This is a genomic window from Bacteroidales bacterium (assembly GCA_031275285.1).
In the GTDB taxonomy this organism is placed as follows: Bacteria; Bacteroidota; Bacteroidia; order Bacteroidales; family UBA4181; genus JAIRLS01.
In genome coordinates this window covers 34,671-56,077 of sequence record JAISOY010000222.1, presented here as the reverse complement: position 1 = coordinate 56,077, position 21,407 = coordinate 34,671, and the positions used below count along the sequence as shown (strand labels likewise).

Annotated in this window: 15 protein-coding genes; 14 read left to right on the top strand and 1 reads right to left on the bottom strand. The window is 37.5% G+C overall.

From position 1 onward, the window contains the following. Positions 1-1,563: beta-galactosidase (locus LBQ60_21950; GenBank protein ID MDR2040588.1), on the bottom strand; the 1,563-nt coding region annotated here is incomplete at its 3' end. 402 nt (positions 1,564-1,965) lie between these two features. Here LBQ60_21950 and LBQ60_21945 point away from each other — a divergent pair. From LBQ60_21945 to LBQ60_21880, 14 genes are all read left to right on the top strand, one after another. Continuing rightward, entirely contained in the window at positions 1,966-3,024 is a 1,059-nt protein-coding gene (locus LBQ60_21945) for a hypothetical protein (GenBank protein ID MDR2040587.1), read from the top strand. A gap of 368 nt (positions 3,025-3,392) precedes the next feature. Beyond that, a complete protein-coding gene (locus LBQ60_21940; protein ID MDR2040586.1) occupies positions 3,393-5,615 on the top strand; it encodes an AAA family ATPase in 2,223 nt (740 codons plus the stop codon). Positions 5,616-5,768: 153 nt separating this feature from the next. Beyond that, a complete protein-coding gene (locus LBQ60_21935) occupies positions 5,769-6,881 on the top strand; it encodes a DUF3883 domain-containing protein (GenBank protein ID MDR2040585.1) in 1,113 nt (370 codons plus the stop codon). A gap of 791 nt (positions 6,882-7,672) precedes the next feature. Beyond that, positions 7,673-8,662 (top strand): alpha/beta hydrolase, encoded by a 990-nt coding sequence (locus tag LBQ60_21930; GenBank protein MDR2040584.1) that lies wholly within the window; start codon positions 7,673-7,675, stop codon positions 8,660-8,662. A 576-nt stretch (positions 8,663-9,238) separates the two neighbouring features. Further along, positions 9,239-10,114 carry an energy transducer TonB gene (locus tag LBQ60_21925; GenBank protein ID MDR2040583.1) on the top strand — a complete coding sequence of 292 codons (876 nt, stop codon included), beginning with the start codon at positions 9,239-9,241 and terminating at the stop codon, positions 10,112-10,114. Positions 10,115-10,332: 218 nt separating this feature from the next. Then, entirely contained in the window at positions 10,333-11,472 is a 1,140-nt protein-coding gene (locus LBQ60_21920; protein ID MDR2040582.1) for a DUF4919 domain-containing protein, read from the top strand. Further along, the gene (blaOXA, locus tag LBQ60_21915) at positions 11,469-12,416 is read left to right on the top strand and encodes a class D beta-lactamase (GenBank protein ID MDR2040581.1); all 948 of its coding nucleotides are present in this window, start codon (positions 11,469-11,471) and stop codon (positions 12,414-12,416) included. Before LBQ60_21920 ends, blaOXA begins: the two co-directional genes overlap by 4 nt. A gap of 640 nt (positions 12,417-13,056) precedes the next feature. Further along, positions 13,057-13,947, top strand: coding sequence for an InlB B-repeat-containing protein (locus LBQ60_21910; GenBank protein ID MDR2040580.1), 891 nt, complete (start codon positions 13,057-13,059; stop codon positions 13,945-13,947). A 541-nt stretch (positions 13,948-14,488) separates the two neighbouring features. Next, positions 14,489-15,364 carry an electron transfer flavoprotein subunit beta/FixA family protein gene (locus LBQ60_21905; GenBank protein MDR2040579.1) on the top strand — a complete coding sequence of 292 codons (876 nt, stop codon included), beginning with the start codon at positions 14,489-14,491 and terminating at the stop codon, positions 15,362-15,364. A gap of 27 nt (positions 15,365-15,391) precedes the next feature. Next, positions 15,392-16,411: an electron transfer flavoprotein subunit alpha/FixB family protein gene (locus LBQ60_21900; GenBank protein MDR2040578.1), complete on the top strand. Its 1,020-nt coding sequence runs from the start codon at positions 15,392-15,394 to the stop codon at positions 16,409-16,411. A gap of 7 nt (positions 16,412-16,418) precedes the next feature. After that, the gene (locus LBQ60_21895; GenBank protein ID MDR2040577.1) at positions 16,419-18,149 is read left to right on the top strand and encodes an acyl-CoA dehydrogenase family protein; all 1,731 of its coding nucleotides are present in this window, start codon (positions 16,419-16,421) and stop codon (positions 18,147-18,149) included. Positions 18,150-18,619: 470 nt separating this feature from the next. Further along, positions 18,620-19,129 (top strand): metallophosphatase family protein, encoded by a 510-nt coding sequence (locus LBQ60_21890; GenBank protein ID MDR2040576.1) that lies wholly within the window; start codon positions 18,620-18,622, stop codon positions 19,127-19,129. Positions 19,130-19,149: 20 nt separating this feature from the next. After that, the gene (buk, locus tag LBQ60_21885) at positions 19,150-20,217 is read left to right on the top strand and encodes a butyrate kinase (GenBank protein MDR2040575.1); all 1,068 of its coding nucleotides are present in this window, start codon (positions 19,150-19,152) and stop codon (positions 20,215-20,217) included. 143 nt (positions 20,218-20,360) lie between these two features. After that, entirely contained in the window at positions 20,361-21,407 is a 1,047-nt protein-coding gene (locus LBQ60_21880; protein ID MDR2040574.1) for an oxidoreductase, read from the top strand.

Sequence of the window (21,407 nt, the reverse complement as noted above, 5' to 3'; positions counted from 1 at the left end):
GTCTTTTTTTATTATGTCCCTGTAATCGAAATCCATACGGGGAGGTTGTGCGTTCAGGATGGATCTTAACCCTCCTCCCCATGCCTGAATACGCGGATCGGGGGTGTTCCAGTAATCGGCGTTTGGAATGTACGGCCATCCGGCGGCGCTGGTGTAGAGTCTGCGGTCGTCTTTCTTTTTCCAATAATCAACCAGGTCTGAAAGATATTTTCCCTGATTGCCTCCTCCCGGTTCATTTCCGTATGCCAGCAAACAAAAAGACGGATGATTGCCGTACTCTTTCAGTATCCTGTCGCCTTCGGCATAAAACCATTCATCTAAATAGCCGCCATTGCCTACTGTGGTCCAGCCGGCACATTCAACCTGTAGATAGATCCCCATGCTATCGGCTACATGAAATGCAGCTTCCGGAGGACACCAGGAGTGAAAACGCACATGGTTCAGGCCAAACTCTTTGCAGGTACGGTATATCTTTTCCCAATATTTATTACCGGTCGCAGGATAGCCGGTCAATGGGAAGATACAACATTCGAGCGTCCCACGCAAAAAGATGGGCTGGCCATTTACCTGGAAGCGCGTCCCGTTTTTCTTAAAGTCGCGGAACCCGAATTGGGTATATCTTTCGTCTTTTTCGCCCGAAGAGGTTACGGTCGTTTTCAGGCGGTATAGGTTGGGTGAGTGTTCAGACCATAATAATATCTCTTCTCCTGCTTCTATGGTAACATCCAGTTGTGTGTCGTTGTCCGTAGTTTCAAATCCGAGGTGGACAGGTTTGCCTACTGATTCTCCTTTAGCGGTTTCTATCTGTACCAGCACCTTGCCTTTTCCTGTGTCTGTTTTTCCTTTCAGCCGGATGGCGGCTTTTACCTTTTTGCCGGCCACATCGGGATATACCTGTACGTCGTCAATATATACTTTGGGTTTTGCCGAAAGCGACAGGTTGCCCGTAAGGCCGTTCCAATTGCTCTGGGTATGATCGGAAACACTGTGGGCATTCACACCTACATCAGGATGAACCCTGTTGTCCACACGTATACTGATGACATGTTTTCCGGGTTTAAGACCGTCCAGGAAATACCGGTGAGGGGTTGATAAAGCATCCTGCCTGTCCTGCTTCATACCGTCTATATAGAGTGTCGTTTCCCAGTGTGTGCGTTCCAGTTCGAGTTGAACGGTTCTATCTTTCCAACCCGAAGGAATATCGATCTCTTTCTGGTACCAGGCTACTCCGACATAATGCTTATCGGGATTCAACCAGAAAGGCACCTTGATATTTCCCTTTTGCCTGTATTTTTCATATTCCGGAGCAGTATACCAGGCTCTGTCAACAATGCCCCCTGTCCATTTCGTATCGATGCCAATATCATAACCATATCCTTGCTCCTGCAATGAGCCCGGCAGGGTGATAGGATCATTGAATATGGTATGATACCATTGCTGGATTTCTCCGACATTGTCCGGATCTAACCTGAACCGCCAGCTACCGCTCAGGTCAATGTTCTTTTGAGAGGCTGAGCATCCAAGTAGGATAACCATCATCATGTATAATATTGAATTTTTCATAAGTGCTTATTTAAAATTGTCGTTTAGTTGTTTTTTATTGAGATCGTATACTTTCTAAGCTTTATTGTTTCCGGAACTTTATCGCTTTTATGTTATGGCGAATGTATCAATTCTTTTGCTTATCTCAAAACTTTAGTCAATTGCGAATTACGAATGATCATGATCAATTGCGAATTACGAATGATCAATTACGAATGAAAAAAGAGCAGAGATAAGAGTTTTGCCTTTGCCGTTATCGAAGAAGTAATAGGCGGACAACTGAAAGTAGACTTTAGATCGAAGTTCCCGATTAAATTTTAAAAAGCACGGATTATCGTAATTCGTAATTTATAATTCGTAATTGACTATATTTGCTGTGTAAGGGGAGTGATATTCAATGATTATTAAAATAACCATCAAACTATGATGAAAAATATATTCGTGTCGTTTTTTCTTTTGGCCAGCCTGGTCGCATTTGGACAAAGTTCTGTCGTGGATGATCTCTGGAAATTGTATCAATCAAAGGATTATGATCAGGTAATAGATAAGGCTGTCCCGCTCCTTGAGGCAGATCCGTTAAATGTAAACTTAAATCTATTGATAGGCAGGACTTATACGGACCAGGGGAATTTTAAGGAAGCGGTTCCCTATCTTACATGTGTAGTAAAAAATGACAGCAACAACTCATGGCTTAAGGCCTGGGCGCTTGGATACCTGGGTACTTGTTATTTTATGCTGCAGAAGTACCAGGACTCGAAGCAATCGCTCACCGAATGTATCCATTTGAATGCGACTAAAAACGCGACCAATGACGCTTATGGAAAGACCCTGCTTTTCGGTTTTCATGAGTTTTATGATCACTGGAAAATCGTTGAAACGGAGAATTTTCGTTTTTATTTCCAGAATATGAGTGATGGTGATATTGAGAAATATACCTCTTTACGGGAAAATGCCTACAAGAGTATCAATGGTTTTTTCAAAAGCACTTTACCTAAAAAGACCGATTTTTTTGTGTGGGAATCAAGAGAGGATGCGGTCAGAATTTTAAAAGCAAACCTGGGATTTGCAAGACCGGGATTTTGTATCGTTCATTCACATTACCAACAAACAGTAGGACATGAAATGACCCATGTTATCTCCCATTATACAACAGATATTTCCCATAAAACACGGTTTATCAATGAGGGAACTGCCGTATGTTTTGATCTAACCCGTCAGGACCGGTTAACACAGGTAAAAAAATGGGTGGTGGCCAATCAACAACAAATTTCCATAAAAGATTGTTGGGAAAACAAAGCCAAATATGCCGAAGAGATATTGTATCCGTTGTCCGGATTATTTGTCAAAGATTTGATCGATTATTTCGGGAGGGAAAAATTCATTGAGTTTTTTGAAAATCAATCATACGAAAATGCCCAACGGATATTCGGCGATAAATTGAATAAGGTAATTAAAGATTTTGAAAATAAGATAAATACATAAAGTGTTTTGTTGGGAAAACTTCTTTTAATCAGATTGTTTGCGCTTACTTGCTGTTAATTCGTAATGTGTATTTATGCGGATCATTCAAACATTTTTTCTTTACTTTTTTTATTTTGTTTAATTATTTAATTATATTTGCCACAAGCGGGTTAAACTTATTATTTCGATTTTTAGTCAACTATATATGAGACACGCTGATTTTTCTGATATAAAACATCTGCTATATGCTCGTGGATACCTGTTCTTCATCAAAACAAGAAAGTAATATTGAGTCAATTTTAATACAATGCTTCATTTTTTTAAAAATGAAACATTGTATGATAAATTAAAAACTTATTGAACTACAAAAGCAAACAAATAGGTAAAATATGATAAGTAAAATAAATTTGAACAAGGTAGCAAGTTATAAAAACTCAACAATTTTAGAAACCGACAAAAAGGTAAATCTTGTTTATGGTTTAAATGGGACAGGTAAAAGTACCTTATCTAATTTTTTTTACAAGCCGACAGAAAGCAGATATAAAAATTGTTCTGTTGACGGATTAGATGAAAATCACGAAATACTCGTATATAATCAAACTTTCATTCACGAAAATTTCTTTGAGCCTGAAAGTTTAAAAGGAATTTTTACATTGTCAAAAGAAAATAAAGAGGCAGAATCAAAAATTGCAAATGCACAAAATGAAATTGAAAAGCTTGAAAATGAGCGAGAGATAAAAAGTAAAGAACTTGAATCTGAAATCACAAGTATAAACTTAAAGCAAAATGCGATAAAGGATATACTTTGGAAAATCAAGACAGATTATAGCGGAGGCGATAGAGTTCTCGAATTTTGTTTAGAAGGCTTCAAAGGTTCAAAGGATTCTTTGTTTAATCATATTGTTGTTTTATTAAAACCTGAAACAAAACCTTCGAGAAATATTGTTGATTTAAAAAATGATTTACAATCAATTTTGGGTGAAAATGCTCAAAAATATCCTGAACTATCTTTAATTGTTTTCACAAAACACAACATAGAAACAGAATCTCTATTTCACAAACAAATTGTAGGTAATGAAAACAGCACAATTTCAGAATTAATCAAAAAATTGAATAATTCTGATTGGGTTAAAACGGGGTTGGAATATTTACCAACAGAGTCAATTCAAGAAAATGTAACTTGTCCTTTTTGTCAGGAAAAAACAATTTCAAAAACATTGGTAGAGAATATTAAAAGTTATTTTGATGCTTCATATGAAGCAGACATAAGTTCCTTAAAATCATTCTTACTAGATTACTCACAAGCAATTCAATTTATTCCTAACAAATCCATTTTTGAAGTAAATCCGAAATTTGAAGGATATAAAAAAGATTTTGAAATAAAATACACAGCATTTATCAAAGTTGTTGAAGATAATAGAAATTTAATTGATAGTAAAATTAAAACACCGAGTTTATCAGTAACGCTTAAAAATTCCACAGTAGCACTTCAGGAATTAAATGATGTTATTCAAAAAATAAATACACTTATTGCCGAACATAATAGAAATATTGACCAAAAAGAATCTGTAAAATCAAAAATAAAAACTGAGTTTTGGCAAAATATGCGTTGGGATTACGACCAAGCAATAAGCTCTTTTAAAGCAGAAAAACTAACTTCAAAAAATAAAACCAATGCTTTGGAAATAGTAATTAGAGATTATGGGACGAAAATAAATGAACAAATCACAATTATCTCAGAACAACAAAAACATACAGTAAACATTGAAGAAGCTATTGCAAACATAAACAGTGGTTTAGTCGATTTGGGAATTGATGATTTTAAAATAATGAAACACTCCGAAAACTTATATAAAATAGTACGAGGAGAAAATAAAGAAAAAATATTCCATTCGTTGAGTGAAGGAGAAAAAATGATTATTAGCTTTCTTTATTTCATTGAATTGTGTAGAGGTAAGAAAAATGCAACTGAAGCGGGAAAAAAGAAAATAATTGTTATTGACGACCCAATTTCAAGCTTATCACATATCTATGTTTTTAATATTGGCAGATTAATTAAGAATGAATTTTTTGGAAAAAAAGAAACCAAAAAAAATAAAGAAACGGGAGAGAAGATTGTTGAATGGAAATATAACTATGAACAAGTATTTATATTAACTCATAGTTTGTATTTTTTTTATGAGATAACAGAGACAAAACACGAAGAAAGAAAAGAAACACAAAATCTTTTTCGACTGACCAAAAATGAATCAGGAAGCTCATTTTGTACAATGAATTATGAAGAAATGCAAAACGATTATCAAGCCTATTGGTTCATTGTAAAAGACGAAAAGCAACCTCCAGCATTAATTGCAAATTGTATGAGAAATGTTATTGAATACTTTTTTAATTTTGTTGAAAAGAAAGACTTAAATAACTTTTTCTTACAAAAACCGCTTAACAACTATAGATTTCAAGCATTTTATAGATACATAAATCGAGAATCTCATTCATTGGGGCAAAATATTTTTGATTTCAAAGAATTCGATTATACCGACTTCAAAGATGCTTTTGCTGAATTATTTAAAATTACGGGTTATGAAGCACATTACAAAAAGATGTGGGGAAAATAGAAAAGCCACCAACAAGCGGTTTGGAATAATGTGGGGGTGTTTACTTGCCAATAGTTTAGAAAAACTTGGCAGTTCCTTTCGCTCAACCAAACATTTATGTTTCCCCGAACTACGGAGTTACTGAGCGTTATGAATAATTAAAAATAAGACAATATGCAAATTGAAGCATTAACTAAAAATGATTTAAAGTTGATCAATGAATTAAGTTCCAGAAATTATACAAGTTTATCTCTTTCTTCAAATTCAAGTGAAGAAGAACGACACCAATTCAAAAATATAAAAGAAAAATTAAAGAAAATAGCAAATTATTTTTCTGACAAATATAAATTATATGGACCTTTTCAAACAAATGTGTCGCCAGAAGCAAATCCTATGTCAAGAGGGAATACTCTGAATTATGTTTGGTCTACATTCTTTAAAGGAACTAAAAACAAACAATATTCTGCTCAAATTAGCTTTGTCATTGATAAACAAGTATCTTGTCTAAATATTGGATTTTATTTTGGGAGTGCTTCGGCTCATAGTTTACATATAAAAGAAAGAGATGAGTTAGAAAGTACTCTTAATAGGTTAGGAACATTATTATCTGACGCAATTAAAAATAATCCGAGCATAAAAACTAGATATAATGATTTATTTGATTTAGGTTTTTCCGCATATATTAACGGAGAAAACACACTGCCTGATTTATGGATAGACAAAATAAATTATGATCCTAAGAACTCGAACATAACTATAAAAGTTTTTCCTAATGAATCAGGTTATATTGAGCTATTGACTTTGGACTTTTATGTTTCACAAGTTATTTTTTTAATGACTGCTATTGAGTCAACTAAAAGCAATCAAAAGACTGTACCACCATTGACGTCGGAACAATGGGCCAAGAGAGCGGAAAGGAAAGCTAAAATTGGTTCTGATGGAGAATTATTTGTTTGGAAAAAAGAATGTGAAAAATTACGAAAAAATGGCAGCAAAAAAGAAGCCAAACACGTTGCTTTAGAATCTATCCATTATGGATACGATATTCTCTCGTATGACAACAATGAAAATGAAATATATATTGAAGTAAAGACAACAACTAGACAAAAAAAAGACCCAAAATCAAAACAATTTTTCTTGTCTAGTAATGAATATAACACTTATCTTACAAACAAGAGTAAATATAAATTATATCGAGTTTATGAAATAGAAAATGAGCCTCATTTTGAGGAACTAAATTTAGAAAATGTAAATAAACAAGCTGATGGATATATAATAGAATACTAAGCTATTTATAATAAGTTATTTACCATAGATTGGGGGGGGTAGACTTGCAAAAAGTTATGAGGGAACTTAGAAACTTATCTCCGTTCGAATATTATCATTCTCCTCTTGAGCGGCAATATTCCTATGATTTTATTATCATTATTTACAGTAATTTAACCATTATTTGCTTATAATGTTTAAGTTTCTGAAGTTAATTTTACATGTGATTGACATAATGAAGCTTATGATCGGTTAATTCGAATTTGTAATGCCACTTGGACTACAACTACAGTCAACTTTATAATTTAATCTATAGCAATAAAAGTCTGATATAGACGTCAGTTTTTTGAGTTTTTAATATATACTATGATCTTGCCAATTTCCATAGATTTGTCTATTTTCCCGGATTATTCTAAATTGTATCCCCCTGTTGAGCAACATCTGTAATACCGCTTGAACTACAACTCTTTGTTGAGCGGCATTTGTAATGCCGCTTGAAATATAGTTAACTTTACAATTTGATACAAAACAATAAAAGCCTGATATAAACATCAGGTTTTTGTATTTTTAGATATATACCGGAATCTTATCAGGTTTTATAGATTTGGACATTTTTCCGCATTCAAAAGTGATTAAATGTGAAAAGTGATTAATATGTTGATATTTTAGCGCTCATTTTTCATAACCTAAATAACTCATTTGAAAGTAATTTTAAAACTATAAAAATGATTGTTAACATTTCACATGGCACAGAATTTGACGTTTAGTAGTATTACTAATAAATAAAGTATTAACATTTAAGTAAAAAGATTATGAGTATTCTTGATGGTTTAAAAGCAGCTCCCAATTATTTGGAAGACGAACATTTAAGTGTGGGAACAAAGAAATATCTGAAAGTATTAAATGCAGGTGATACACCCGTAGAATCACTTCCTCCGACTGAAGCGCGCAAAGTTTTGGAAGGAGCACAATCATCTGTAAATGTAGATTTATCAGGTATAGAAGAATCATACAAAACAATAGAACAAGATGGACTTTCTGTAAAGCTGGTAATAGTCCGTCCTAATGGAGTGCAGGGAAAACTTCCTGTATTTATGTTCATACATGGAGGTGGATGGGTATTGGGCGACTATCCAACGCATAAACGTTTGGTTAGGGATATAGTAGTAGAATCGCAGCTGGCCTGTGTTTTTGTAGAATACACACGCTCGCCGGAAGTAAAATTTCCAGTTGCGCTAAACGAATGCTATGCAGCAACAAAATGGGTAGCTGCAAACGGAGACCAGATAAATGTCGATGGTACACGCCTGGCCGTAATCGGTAATAGTGCGGGTGGCAATATGACTATAGGAACATCCCTGTTAGCAAAAGAAAAAGGAACTCCCGAAATTAAATGTCAGGTACTTATGTGGCCTTACTCGGATGCAAGTACCGATTTCAAATCCTATAAAAAATATGGCAAAGAACGTTTTCTTACTACAACTTTAATGGAATGGATGCGTGATAACTATTTGAATAGCGAATCAGACTGGGATAATTACCACATATCACCCATGCGCGCCACTAAAGAACAACTGCAAGGACTTCCTCCAACATTAATAGAAGTAGCTGAAAATGATATATTAAGAGATGGAGGTGAAACTTTGGGCCGTCATCTTGACGAAGCCGGGGTATTTGTAACTACCATCCGTTTCAACAGTGTTATACATGACTGGGGATTATTGAATGGATTTGCAGAGATATCTCCTGTAAAAAGTCTGGCAATGTTCACTGCTGCGATGTTGAATAAGTATTTGAAATAATGATATTTTAGATTTATAATTTTAATCAACAGACAGGAATGTTTATTTTTATACAATAAACATTCCTGCATTTTTTTGTGTTAGCATAAATATTATTTGCGAATCAGTAGTTGAAACAGTTTGCCTATTATTATATTTAGATATTAAATATCAATAAAATAAAAGTATTAAATATTTGTTCAATCTTCTGAAAAATCATTAACTTAGAAAAATAATCCCCCGCTTGGACTACAACCACAGTCAACTTTATAATTTAATCTATAGCAATAAAAGTCTGATATAGACGTCAGTTTTTGAGTTTTTAATATATACTATGATCTTGCCAATTTCCATAGATTTGTCTATTTTCCTGGATTATTCTAAATTGTATCCTTTGCATGTCCGGTAATAAAATTTATTCGCATTTATTTGTGAAATTACAACAGCATAAGTTTTGTTGTGGTACCTATCTGTGACAAGTGACATGTTACTTGTCACAGATATAAATGGAACTTTCTTATATTGTTGTTTTTATTTCATTCGGATTGATTATATTTACCACACAAAAGCATGTCTGCTTCTCAGGGGATGGGCAAAATGTTTAATTTTATGATGAAACGATTTGTATTTGCTTTTATTCTGCTATTACTTGCCCAATTATCAATGGGCCAAAAAAGGGTTTATAATTCCGGAATAACTTTTTCAATCATTCCTATAGAAGGATGGGGGAATTATTCCAAAAGAAATAATATTGTTTTCGCTCAAAAATTAACCGGCTTCAAAGACAGATATCAAGAAAATATTAGCATAGAAACATATCCTGCAAATAATCTGACACTTGATGAATTATGGGACTTTCATACAATTAATGTTTATCCGGTAGCATTCAAAAAATATGCAATGAAGCAAACCGGAGAATCAAAAATTAACGGGATGGATGCTAAATGGATTGCATTTACAAATAAAGCAAAAGCAAAGCGGCAAACATTTTATAATCTCGTTTATATGATTGTCGAGAACAACATAATGTACAGTATAATATGTGTAGCATTAGAGAAAGATTATAAAAGTGTTGAAAAAGATTTCCAAAAAATGATCCATACTTTCAGGATAGAAGGTGATCCTGAAATCTTTAACCATGAAGAGATCGAATATGCAATGATTGATGAGAAACCAATGTTTAACGGTGACACAACTGATATGGATATAGAATTTCATAAATATATATCCTCAAACGTTACTTACCCTAAAAAACTCCAAAGAAAAGGGGTGATAGGACGTGTGATCGTAGACTTTATCATTGACGTAGATGGTTCTGTCACAGAAGCGGAAGTAACTCATGGTGTACACCCGTTACTTGATGCCGAAGCATTACGGGTTATCCAATCATCACCTAAATGGTCACCCGGGATTCAGGATGGTAAGCCGATAAGGGTGCGATATACCTTCCCATTGAATTTTAGGTTAGAATAAGAAATGATATAGTGGTAACAACAAATCTGTTTATTAAAAAACAAAACCCATGAAGATCTTATCAATGTTGAATGTTCGCCTCGGTTGTAAGGAGAATGCCAAATCTGGAGTGTTGCTGGCAATGCCGCAAGAGCGTAGTTAAAAAGTTTAGCGAAGAGGATCTGGACGGTATATCCTGTAGAAAATTTTAAAATTTTGTAATTGTAAATAAAATGATTATGAAGAGGGATAAAACATTTTTATTAACAGTAGTATTATTTACTGTAAGTATCAGTCTATTCTCACAGACAGCGGAAGAATGGAAAAAACTCGGCAATATTGAGTCTGACAGTGCTAATTACATTAAAGCTATTGAGTATTATCAAAAAGCGATAGAAACGGACAGTACATATTTTGATGCCTATCACAATTTGGGTTTTGCATTTTCTAATATTCAGGATTTTGATAAAGCAATAGAATTTTATAACAAAGCCATAAGTATAAATGATACGGAGGTTGATACCTATTTTATGCTCGGAAGTGTTTATGCGGAGATACAGGATTACGACAAAGCAATAGAAATATTTAAAAAGGGTATAAGTTTAAAGCCGGATTCACCAAAGGAAAACTATTTTTTGGGTTTCCTGTACAATGTGAAAGGTAATCATGTTTATGAAATGCTATACACCAAAAAAGCAGCGCAATTAGGCGACACATTGGCTCAACAAATTTTTATTGACAATGAAATGTCGTGGGAAGATAATTTTGTAAAGCCTGATTATGAACAGATAAAATTGAACATAGAAAACAAACAGTCCAACTTTCACTATTCCAAACTCTGGAATAGATTTCAACAGGGTGACAGTACTATGACTTTGGATGAAAAAAGACATTTATATTATGGTTATGTGTTTCATAAAGATTATGCACCTTATTTATCCGTATACGATTCAAAACAAGTAAATGACATATTGGGTAAAGAAGAGCCAACACAAAAAGAATGGAAAAAATTAGTGTCATTGCTCAATACGTCATTGGGTGCAGAGCCGTTTAATTTTAGGTATCTTTATTATCAAAGCATTGCGTACAATGCTTTAAAGAACCCTGTTAGTGCTAAGAAGAATATGAGGAAAATATGGAATATCGCAGATGCACTGATTTCGACAGGTGACGGCTTATCAAAGGAAACCGCCATACACGTTATCGCTGTTTCGAGTGAGTATGATTATTTATTTTTGAATAATTTATCAATACAAAGTCAGGAGTTAGTGAATGGTGGTTATGATGTTCTGTATTTACAACCCAATAAAGACGGTATAGAGGAAATGTGGTTTGACGTTAATCAATCACTGAATACACTTAACCAATCGTTTAAATGAAATGGTTGACAGATAAAACGTACGGCTGCCTGACAAGCGGTTTGACTTCGTTGAACTCAGCTGCACTACGGCAAGCTGTCAAATCGTTAGTGGTCATGCGAACGCAGAATGTGCAATTTATTAGAATAAAGAAAATGAATAGAAAAGTAAGATTAATGATTGTAGCAATGAGCATTACTTTGAGTGGTTTTGCCAATCAGCCGAAAGAAATACCCGAATTGAAAAACGTATTTGATAAATTCAAAGTCAGCGGTTCGATTCTTATTTACGATCAGAATGAAAATGTTTACATGGGGTATAATTTGGAAAGATGCAATATTGCTTTTGGCCCGGCTTCGACTTTTAAAATCCCGAATACATTGATTGCGCTCGAAAGTGGAATTGCATCAGCAGAAACTGTCTTTAAATGGAATGGAGAAAAAAGAAAATTTTCAGATTGGGAGAGGGATCTAACACTCAAAGAAGCATTCAAAATATCTTCTGTTCCCGTTTATCAGGAAATTGCACGGCGTGTTGGCGTTGAAAAAATGAAATACTATACCCAACTTTTCAATTACGGAAACCTGGAAATAACGGCTGAAAATATTGATAAATTTTGGTTGGAAGGAAATTCTGCAATAACACAATATCAACAGATCTACTTTTTGAAGAAGTTATATAATTTGGAATTACCTGTCCGGGAAGAATTTATGATGCAAGTCAAAGAAATCATGCAATATGAAGTTAATGGTAATTACACGATCAGTGGAAAAACAGGTTGGGCTGTTCGCCAAAAAGAAGACATAACATGGTTCGTGGGTTATGTGGAAACAAATGATCATGTTTATTTTTTCGCCACGAATGTCACTTCAAATGAAAACACCGATGTGGAAACATTTGGACAAGTGCGGATTAAATTAACAAAAGAAATTTTGAACGAATTGAAAATTATCACTAAAAAATGAAATGCATGAACCGCCACTTAATAAGCGGTTTAACTTTGTTGATTCTGTTAGTAAGGCTAAGAAGGACAAAACTGAATGGGTTAGTATTGGTAAGGTAATAGTATATAAGTGTATTGAGAGACAAATGTTTAAAAATAAAAGATCATGCAAAAAGAAAGATCCAACAACGATGTTTCAAGTATTCTGTTAATTGTTTTTATTATCATAACATTCGTTACCAATGTCAGTATCGCGTTAATACAAAGTTCCGTCGATAATTGGTATAATATGAAAACAGTAACAGTTGTCCTTTTGTGTTTACAGATTTTACGAAACGTAAGTTATATTTTACCCGCATTGGCCATTAAGAATAAAATCTATAAGATCATAGGAGTTGCTCTTAGTTCGATCATGGTGGTATATTTGTTATGTAGCCCTATAATACAGATTTTGGAAAACAGATAAAATAAATGTTGAACCCGTTGAGCGAGCGACATTTGTAATGCCGCTTGAACTACAGCCAACCGAGATCTTGTCACATTTCATAGGTTTGGATTTATTCGTTTTATTACATGTTAACCCGGTTGACAAAATCTTGAAAAATAGAGAATAGAGTATGAATCAACGAAAATTAATTCTTAATGTTCAAAAATTTTAAAAAATGAGAGGTTTCAGTTATTTTGTAGTTGCAGCTATGATTTTTGGCGTAACACTACTGACGTCATGTGAAGAGAATGATGATAAACCGAAGGAATTTACCGTTTCTTTCAACAGTAATGAGGGTAGTGAAGTTTCAACACAAATCGTGAAGGAGAATGAAATGGTAATCAGGCCCGAAAACCCAACACGTAGTGGATACGATTTTTTGACATGGTATAAGGACGCGGACTTGGTAAATGAATGGAATTTCGATATCGATGTAGTAACTGCCGACATTATACTCTACGCAAAATGGGAGGAAAGAAAACGACAAAAATCATTATTACCGCTAAGCATTGGAAATAGTTGGTCTTATGAGAACACCAGTTATAATGGAGGAGTTCCGAAAACAATAACCACAAATGAGAACATCCAAAACTCATACGTAATCGATGGAATAACAGGATTTTCTTTTAGCGAATATAAAAGCGGGCAACCAATTTCTCTATTTGAAAACGATGAAAATGGAAATCTTGTTGAATATTTATTTAACAATGATAAATTTGTTCACAGTACGATTTTATATAAAAAGGATGTTAAAAAAGGAGATAATTGGACTTATAAGTCAGCTGTTTATACAAATGATGATTTCTCAAAATATAAAATTGAAGAATGGGTAATAACATGTATTACTTCAGATACTATAATATCCACTCCTAAAGGAAATTATCATTGTATTGGTTTTTCTTACCACCCAGGAGGAGAACAAAGAAATGGAGACCCAAATCACACAATGATTGATTTTTTATCAGAAAACATTGGAAAAGTTAAACTTCTTCATTATGAGCATGATAATGGGAGAAGTTGGTTGTTCCGGGAACGCGTATTGATTGATTTTCAGTTAGAGGAATAATTAGAAGTGTGAACGATAGCGAAACTGGAAAAAGATACCAGTAACCACTGGCGAGTTTGTTGTTATACAAGGGTGTATATACTTGCAGGAATTTTCCGGCAGTGTTGGAGTTCTTCACATGTTCGAAATAAGCGCGAACAGCAATTTTTCTCTTGTTGAGCAGAATTACAAATGACGCTTAAGGTATTACCAGCTTTGCAAATTAATATATGATAATAAAACCCCCGTTGAGCGGCATTTATAATGCCGCTTGAACTACAGCCAACCGAGATCTTGTCATATTTCATAGGTTTGGATTTATACAATTTATTACATGTTAGTTTGTATCCTGTGTGTCTGAGAATGGGGTTTATTCGTCATTTTACGAATAATTAGTTCTTAATCCTACGAGCGGAACAGTGCAATGCTGTACTATTTATACCCACCCTGTTCGGATAAGCGAACGGTAATTCGTCTTTTTCCGTCGTTCATCGTTGTTTTTTTACGAAAAATCTCGTAGGTTTGCCGTCTTAAAATTTTAACGACAACCAAACTGATAAAAATGAATGGATTAAAAATCATTGTTTTAGCGAAGCAGGTGCCTGATACGCGTAATGTGGGGAAGGATGCGATGAAAGCCGACGGGACTGTGAATCGTGCTGCTCTTCCGGCCATTTTCAATCCCGAAGACCTGAACGCTCTTGAATTGGCTTTGCGGATAAAAGATTATCATCCGGGGACTACAGTTACTTTGTTGACGATGGGACCTGTCCGTGCTGCCGATATTATTCGTGAAGGATTGTATCGTGGCGCCGATAATGGTTATCTGCTTACCGACCGTGCATTTGCCGGTTCGGACACACTGGCCACCTCTTATGCTCTTTCATGCGCCATCCGTGCGATCGGTAAATTCGACCTGATCATTTGCGGACGTCAGGCTATTGACGGTGATACTGCACAGGTAGGCCCTCAGGTTGCCGAAAAACTCGGTATTCCACAGATCACTTATGCTGAAGAAGTGAAGAAGATCGAGAAAAATAAAATACGTATCAAACGCCGTCTGGACAGAGGTGTGGAAGTAGTGGAAGGAACGATGCCGCTGGTAGTGACCGTAAACGGTTCTGCTCCGGAATGCCGTCCGCGCAACGTTAAACTGATGATGAAGTACAAGCATGCCAAAACCGTCAGCGAAGTTCAGGAAGCTGCCGAAGATTATATGGAATTGTACAACAACCGTCCTTATCTGAATATCTCTGAAATGGGGGTAAAAGATATCGAGACCAAGATCGAGGAACTCGGTTTATCAGGTTCTCCTACAAAAGTGAAAAAAATCGAAAATATTGTGTTTCAGGCAAAAGATTCGAAAAAACTGACTGACTCCGATTTCGATATACAGGCATTGATGGTGGAATTGATCGCCAACCATACTTTGGGTTAATAAATTGCAAAAAGTTATCAGGAAAAAATGAACAGTATATTTGTATATTGCGAAGTGGAGAACGGCGTTGTAGCCGAAGTGAGTCTCGAACTTTGTACCAAAGGCCGTAAACTGGCCGACCAACTGAAATGTAAACTGGAAGCCATCGTCATCGGAAGCGGATTGAAAGATGTTGAGAAACAGATCATCCCCTATGGTGTAGACAGGCTTTTTGTAGCAGATGCTCCCGAACTGGAACCCTATACTACCCAGGTACATACTTCCATCGTAGTAAAGCTTTTCGAAGAAGAGAAACCGCAGATCGCCCTGATGGGTGCTACCGGTATCGGCCGTGACCTGGGTCCGCGCGTATCCAGTGCCTTACACAGCGGGCTGACAGCCGACTGTACTTCACTCGAGATCGGTGAACACGAAGACAAAAAAGCAGGCAAAATATATAAGGACCTTTTGTATCAGATCCGCCCCGCTTTCGGAGGAAATATCATCGCTACCATTATCAACCCGGATTGCCGTCCGCAGATGGCTACCGTCCGTGAAGGGGTGATGAAAAAAGAAATACTTGATCAGGACTACAAAGGTGAAGTTGTCAGGATGGACGTAAAAAAATACGTTACCGATGCCGACCTTGTGGTAAAAGTGATCGAACGCCAGATGGAAAAATCGAAGGTGAACATCAAAGGTGCGCCTATCCTTGTTTCCGGGGGTTATGGAATGGGATCCCGTGAAGGATTTAAATTGTTGTTTGAACTGGCTGAGGTAATCGGTGCGGAAGTAGGGGCTTCACGTGCCGCTGTGGATGCCGGTTTTGCCGATCATGAACGTCAGGTAGGACAAACGGGAGTCACCGTACGTCCCAAACTGTACATCGCCTGTGGTATTTCGGGGCAAATTCAGCATACTGCAGGGATGCAGGAAAGCGCCATGATCATTTCCATCAACAATGATCCCGGTGCGCCCATCAATGCCATTGCCGATTATGTGATTACGGGAGATGTCAATGATGTTGTTCCCAAGATGATCAAGTATTACAAACAAAACAAGAAATAAGAGAATTATGGCTAATTTTTATACAGATAACAGAGATCTGAAATTCCATCTCACGCATCCGCTCATGAAAAGAGTGATCGAATTGCGTGAGAACAATTATAACGAAAAGGACCAGTTCGATTATGCACCTTTTGATTATGAAGATGCGATAGACAGTTATGACAAAGTATTGGAAGTGATTGGCGAAATATGCGGTGACATTGTTGCTCCCAATGCAGAGTCGGTGGACATTGAGGGTCCTCAGGTGGTGGATAACCATGTAGTATATGCCCGTGGTACCCAGGAAAACCTTGATGCATTGCGTAAAGCCAACCTGATGGGGATTACTTTACCACGCCGGTATGGTGGTTTGAACCTATCAGTAGTGCCATATACGATGGCAGCTGATATTGTATCCCGTGCCGATGCCGGGTTTGTCAATATCTGGGGTTTGCAGGACTGTGCTGAGACCATCAATGAATTTGCCGACGAGTCGCAGAAGGAACGTTTCCTGCCCCGCGTATGTAACGGTGAAACCTGTGCCATGGATCTTACCGAACCTGATGCAGGTTCCGACCTGCAGGCTGTTCAACTGAAAGCCACGCAGAAACCTGACGGATCATGGGTGTTGAATGGAGTAAAGCGCTTCATCACCAACGGTGACGGAGATATCTCACTGGTACTGGCCCGTTCGGAAGAAGGGACCAGCGACGGACGCGGACTTTCCATGTTCATCTACGACCGTACCCACAACGCTGTGAAAGTACGCCGTATCGAGCATAAATTAGGAATTATCGGTTCGCCTACCTGTGAGCTGGTATTCAAGGATGCTCCGGCAGAACTGGTAGGTTCCCGTAAGTTAGGTCTGATCAAATATGTCATGGCATTGATGAACGGCGCCCGTCTGGGTATCGGAGCACAATCTGTCGGAGTTTCCGAAGCTGCTTACCGTGAGGCTTTGGCTTATGCCAAAGAACGCCGCCAGTTCGGAAAGGAGATCATCCGTTTCCCGGCTGTTTACGAGATGCTGGCCAATATGAAAGCCAAACTGGATGCATCCCGTTCCCTGTTATATGAAACCTGCCGTTTCGTAGATATTTACAAAACACTGGAACATATTTCCAGCGAGCGTACCCTGACACCTGAAGAACGTACAGAAATGAAGTCGTACCAGAAGCTGGCCGATTTCTTCACTCCGTTGTTAAAAGGAATGTCCAGCGAATACTGTAACCAGCTGGCATACGATGCCATACAGATACACGGCGGATCGGGCTTCATGAAAGATTACCCGGTAGAACGTATCTATCGCGATGCACGTATCACTTCCATCTATGAAGGTACTACCCAGTTACAGGTAGTGGCTGCCATCCGTGGTGTGACCACCGGCGCTTACCTGAAACATATCCGTGAGGTGTATGAAACGACCGAGATCAGGCCCGAGCTGGAAGGATTGCGTCGCATATTGCAGGAAATGACTGCAGAATACGAAGCTTGTGTAGCGATAGTTGCTGAGCCGAAAAATAATGAATTCCTTGATTTCCATGCCCGCCGCCTGGTAGAAATGGCCGGGAACATTGTGATGGGATATCTGTTGATCCTGGACAGCAACCGTGATGAGCATTATTCCAAATCAGCCGAGATATTCATCAAACAAGGTCAGGCCGATAACAAGTCGAAAAAACATTATATCGAGACTACTTCATTGGATGACCTGGGTTTTTTCAAATATGAAATGACCGAACCGGCATCCGCTGAATAAGTAATGATCGTATACAGATAAGTAAACGCCTGTCAAATTTCGACAGGCGTTTACTTTACCTGTGATTTCTTACATAAGAAGCTATGCACAGTACAAAAATGTTGCATTTTCTTGTATCTGGTATGTGTCCATTCTAATGAACGGTTTATTGTATGATTGGGTATATATCGTAGAATATAGGATGCACCTCGGACATCTACAAGCAAGCTTGTGATCCCTCTTGGTTTTCACTATATTTATACAATATAGGATGCGGTTCGGCAATTTTTCGAAAGCAAGCTTTCTACAATTACTCTCACCTTTCACTATATTTGTACCATTATTTGCTATTAAGTAATACCCCCAAATTAATGTCATATACTAGAAGTGTAATTGACATTAATCAATGTGATTTAAGAAAGTAATAAATAACATTGAGTGCTTATTCTAGAATGAAATGACAGCTTTTATAATAAAAAATTCTACTTTCAATGGTTAAGATAGGCATCCTTTCAGATACCCATGGTTTTATTGAACCCAGATTATTTGATTTTTTCTCTTCCTGTGATATGTTGTTCCATGCCGGAGATATCGGTAATATGGAAACTGCTGATGCATTGGCCGCTTTTAAACCGTTGATAGCTGTACACGGTAATATAGACGGACAGGATGTACGTGCTGTTTATCCAGAAATGCAAAAGATGCGTTGTGAGGAGGTGAAAATATTGATGGTACATATAGGCGGGTATCCAGGACGCTATGACAGGAAAATTTATCCTGTTTTAAAAGCGCATCCGCCACAATTGTTTATCACCGGGCATTCCCATATCCTGAAGGTGATGTATGACCGGTCACTGCATTTTTTGCACATTAATCCGGGAGCCATAGGAAACTCTGGTATACATCAGGTAAAGACGGCTATCAGGTTGACCATTGATAAAGACAATATGAAAGATATGGAGATACTTGAATTACCCAGGAAGAAAGTAATCGTTGAGTAACATTTGATAATAAAGAGACTATGATTTTAGTGATCAATCCAGGTTCAACATCCACAAAAATAGCTGTATACAATAAAGACGAGGTTGTTTTTCAGGAGACGATCCGGCATTCGGCAGAAGAAATCGGTCGATATCCGACCATTGCGGATCAATTGCCTTTTCGAAAAAAGATTATCATGGAAGAACTGGAAAAATCCGGTATAAATTTATCCCAGTTACAGGTTATTATAGGACGGGGAGGGCTTATCAAGCCGGTGAAGTCAGGTATATACCGGATAAACGATGCGATGAAAAAGGATATGGTGCCCGGTTTTCAGGGACAACATGCCAGCAACCTCGGAGGACTTATTGCCGATGAAATTGCTAAAGAATGCCCTCAAAAAGTAGATGCCTATATTGCCGATCCTGTTGTAGTAGATGAGTTACAGCCCTGTGCCCGCATTGCCGGGCATCCTTTGTTTGAACGCAGATCGGTCTTTCATGCATTGAACCAGAAATCGATAGCGCGTATTTATGCACAATCCGTACACCGTTCTTATCAGGAAATGAACCTGATTATAGCACATCTGGGAGGAGGTGTTTCTGTTGCTGCGCACTATCAGGGTTCTGTGATCGATGTCAATCAGGCGTTAGACGGGGAGGGGCCGTTTTCTCCGGAACGGAGCGGGACTCTTCCTACCAAACAACTGGTCGATCTGTGCTTTAGCGGACAATATACCCACCGGGAAGTCTCGGGAATGTTGAACGGAAAGGGAGGGATGGTCGCCTACTGCCAGAGCAATAATGTACAGGATTTGGTGGATAAAGCCCAATCAGGGGACGAATATACCCGGCTCATCCTGGATGCTTTTTGCTATCAGGTGGCTAAAGATATAGGCGCCATGAGTGTGGTACTGAAAGGTAAAACCGACCAGATCATTCTTACAGGTGGTATCGCTTTTAATCATTGGATTACGGACCAGATCACGGCTTATGTTTCCTTCATTGCACCTATAACCATTTATCCGGGAGAGGATGAGATGGCTGCCTTAGCTATGAATGCACAGTTGGTGATTTCAGGGGAATTGATACCCGGGGAATATTTTTAAATAATTGATAATTGCAAACTATATAATTTACATGCATTGGCATGGGCTGATTTTTTGATATAATTTTTATATTTCGTATAACTGTATTCAACAAATCTTGTATCTTTAGGCAGGTAAAAGAGGTGGTCACTAAAAGAGACAATATGAAAAAAATACAAGTAGGGTTGGCATCATTCGGTATGTCGGGTAAGGTATTTCATGCACCTATACTGGATAATCATCCGGGATTTTCTTTAAACACAATTGTTGAACGAACCAAAAACGAAGCTGTTAAATCATACCCTGAGGTAGATATTGTCCGCTCTTTTGATGAATTGATCGATCGTGATGATATTGAACTGATCGTAGTCAATACTCCGGATGCCACACATTTTGAATATGCGCATAAAGCCCTTGAAGCCGGGAAGAATGTGGTGGTGGAAAAACCGTTCACACATACCATCGGGCAGGGAGAAGACCTGTTGAATCTGGCTTACAAACATAAGAAGATGTTGAGTGTATTCCAGAACCGGCGGTGGGATGGAGACTTCCTTACAGTCCGGAAAATTATCGACAATCAATGGTTGGGCCGCCTGGTAGAGTTTGAGTCGAATTACATGCGTTATCGTAACTATATCCAGCCTGATACCTGGAAAGAGTCGCTGGTACAAGGCATAGGCATCACTTATAACCTTGGTTCGCATATGATCGATCAGGCATTGGTACTATTTGGCATGCCCGAAGCAGTGTGGGCCGATATAGATACCTTACGGAGCGGGGGAGAGATCGATGATTATTACCATATCAAACTGATCTATCCGGAAATAAAGGTAACGCTCAAATCAAGCTATCTGGTGCGGGAAGAAGGAGCCCGTTATACCTTACATGGTACATTGGGATCATTTCTTAAATATGGGATCGACCCTCAGGAAGACATGCTGAAACAAGGCGGAAACCCGACATTACCCGGGTGGGGGACAGAACCGGAAGAATACTGGGGAATATTGAATACAGAGATCAATGGGATGCATTTCAGGGGAAAAGTGGAAACTATTGCCGGGAATTATGCAGCCTATTATGATAATATTTACGACGTGATCAGGAATCGGGCGGAACTGGAAGTACTGCCGGAGGAGGCATTGAATGTGATCCACGTGATAGAGGCAGTGATGGAAAGTAGCCGGATAGGACAGACTATCGAATTGGGTTAG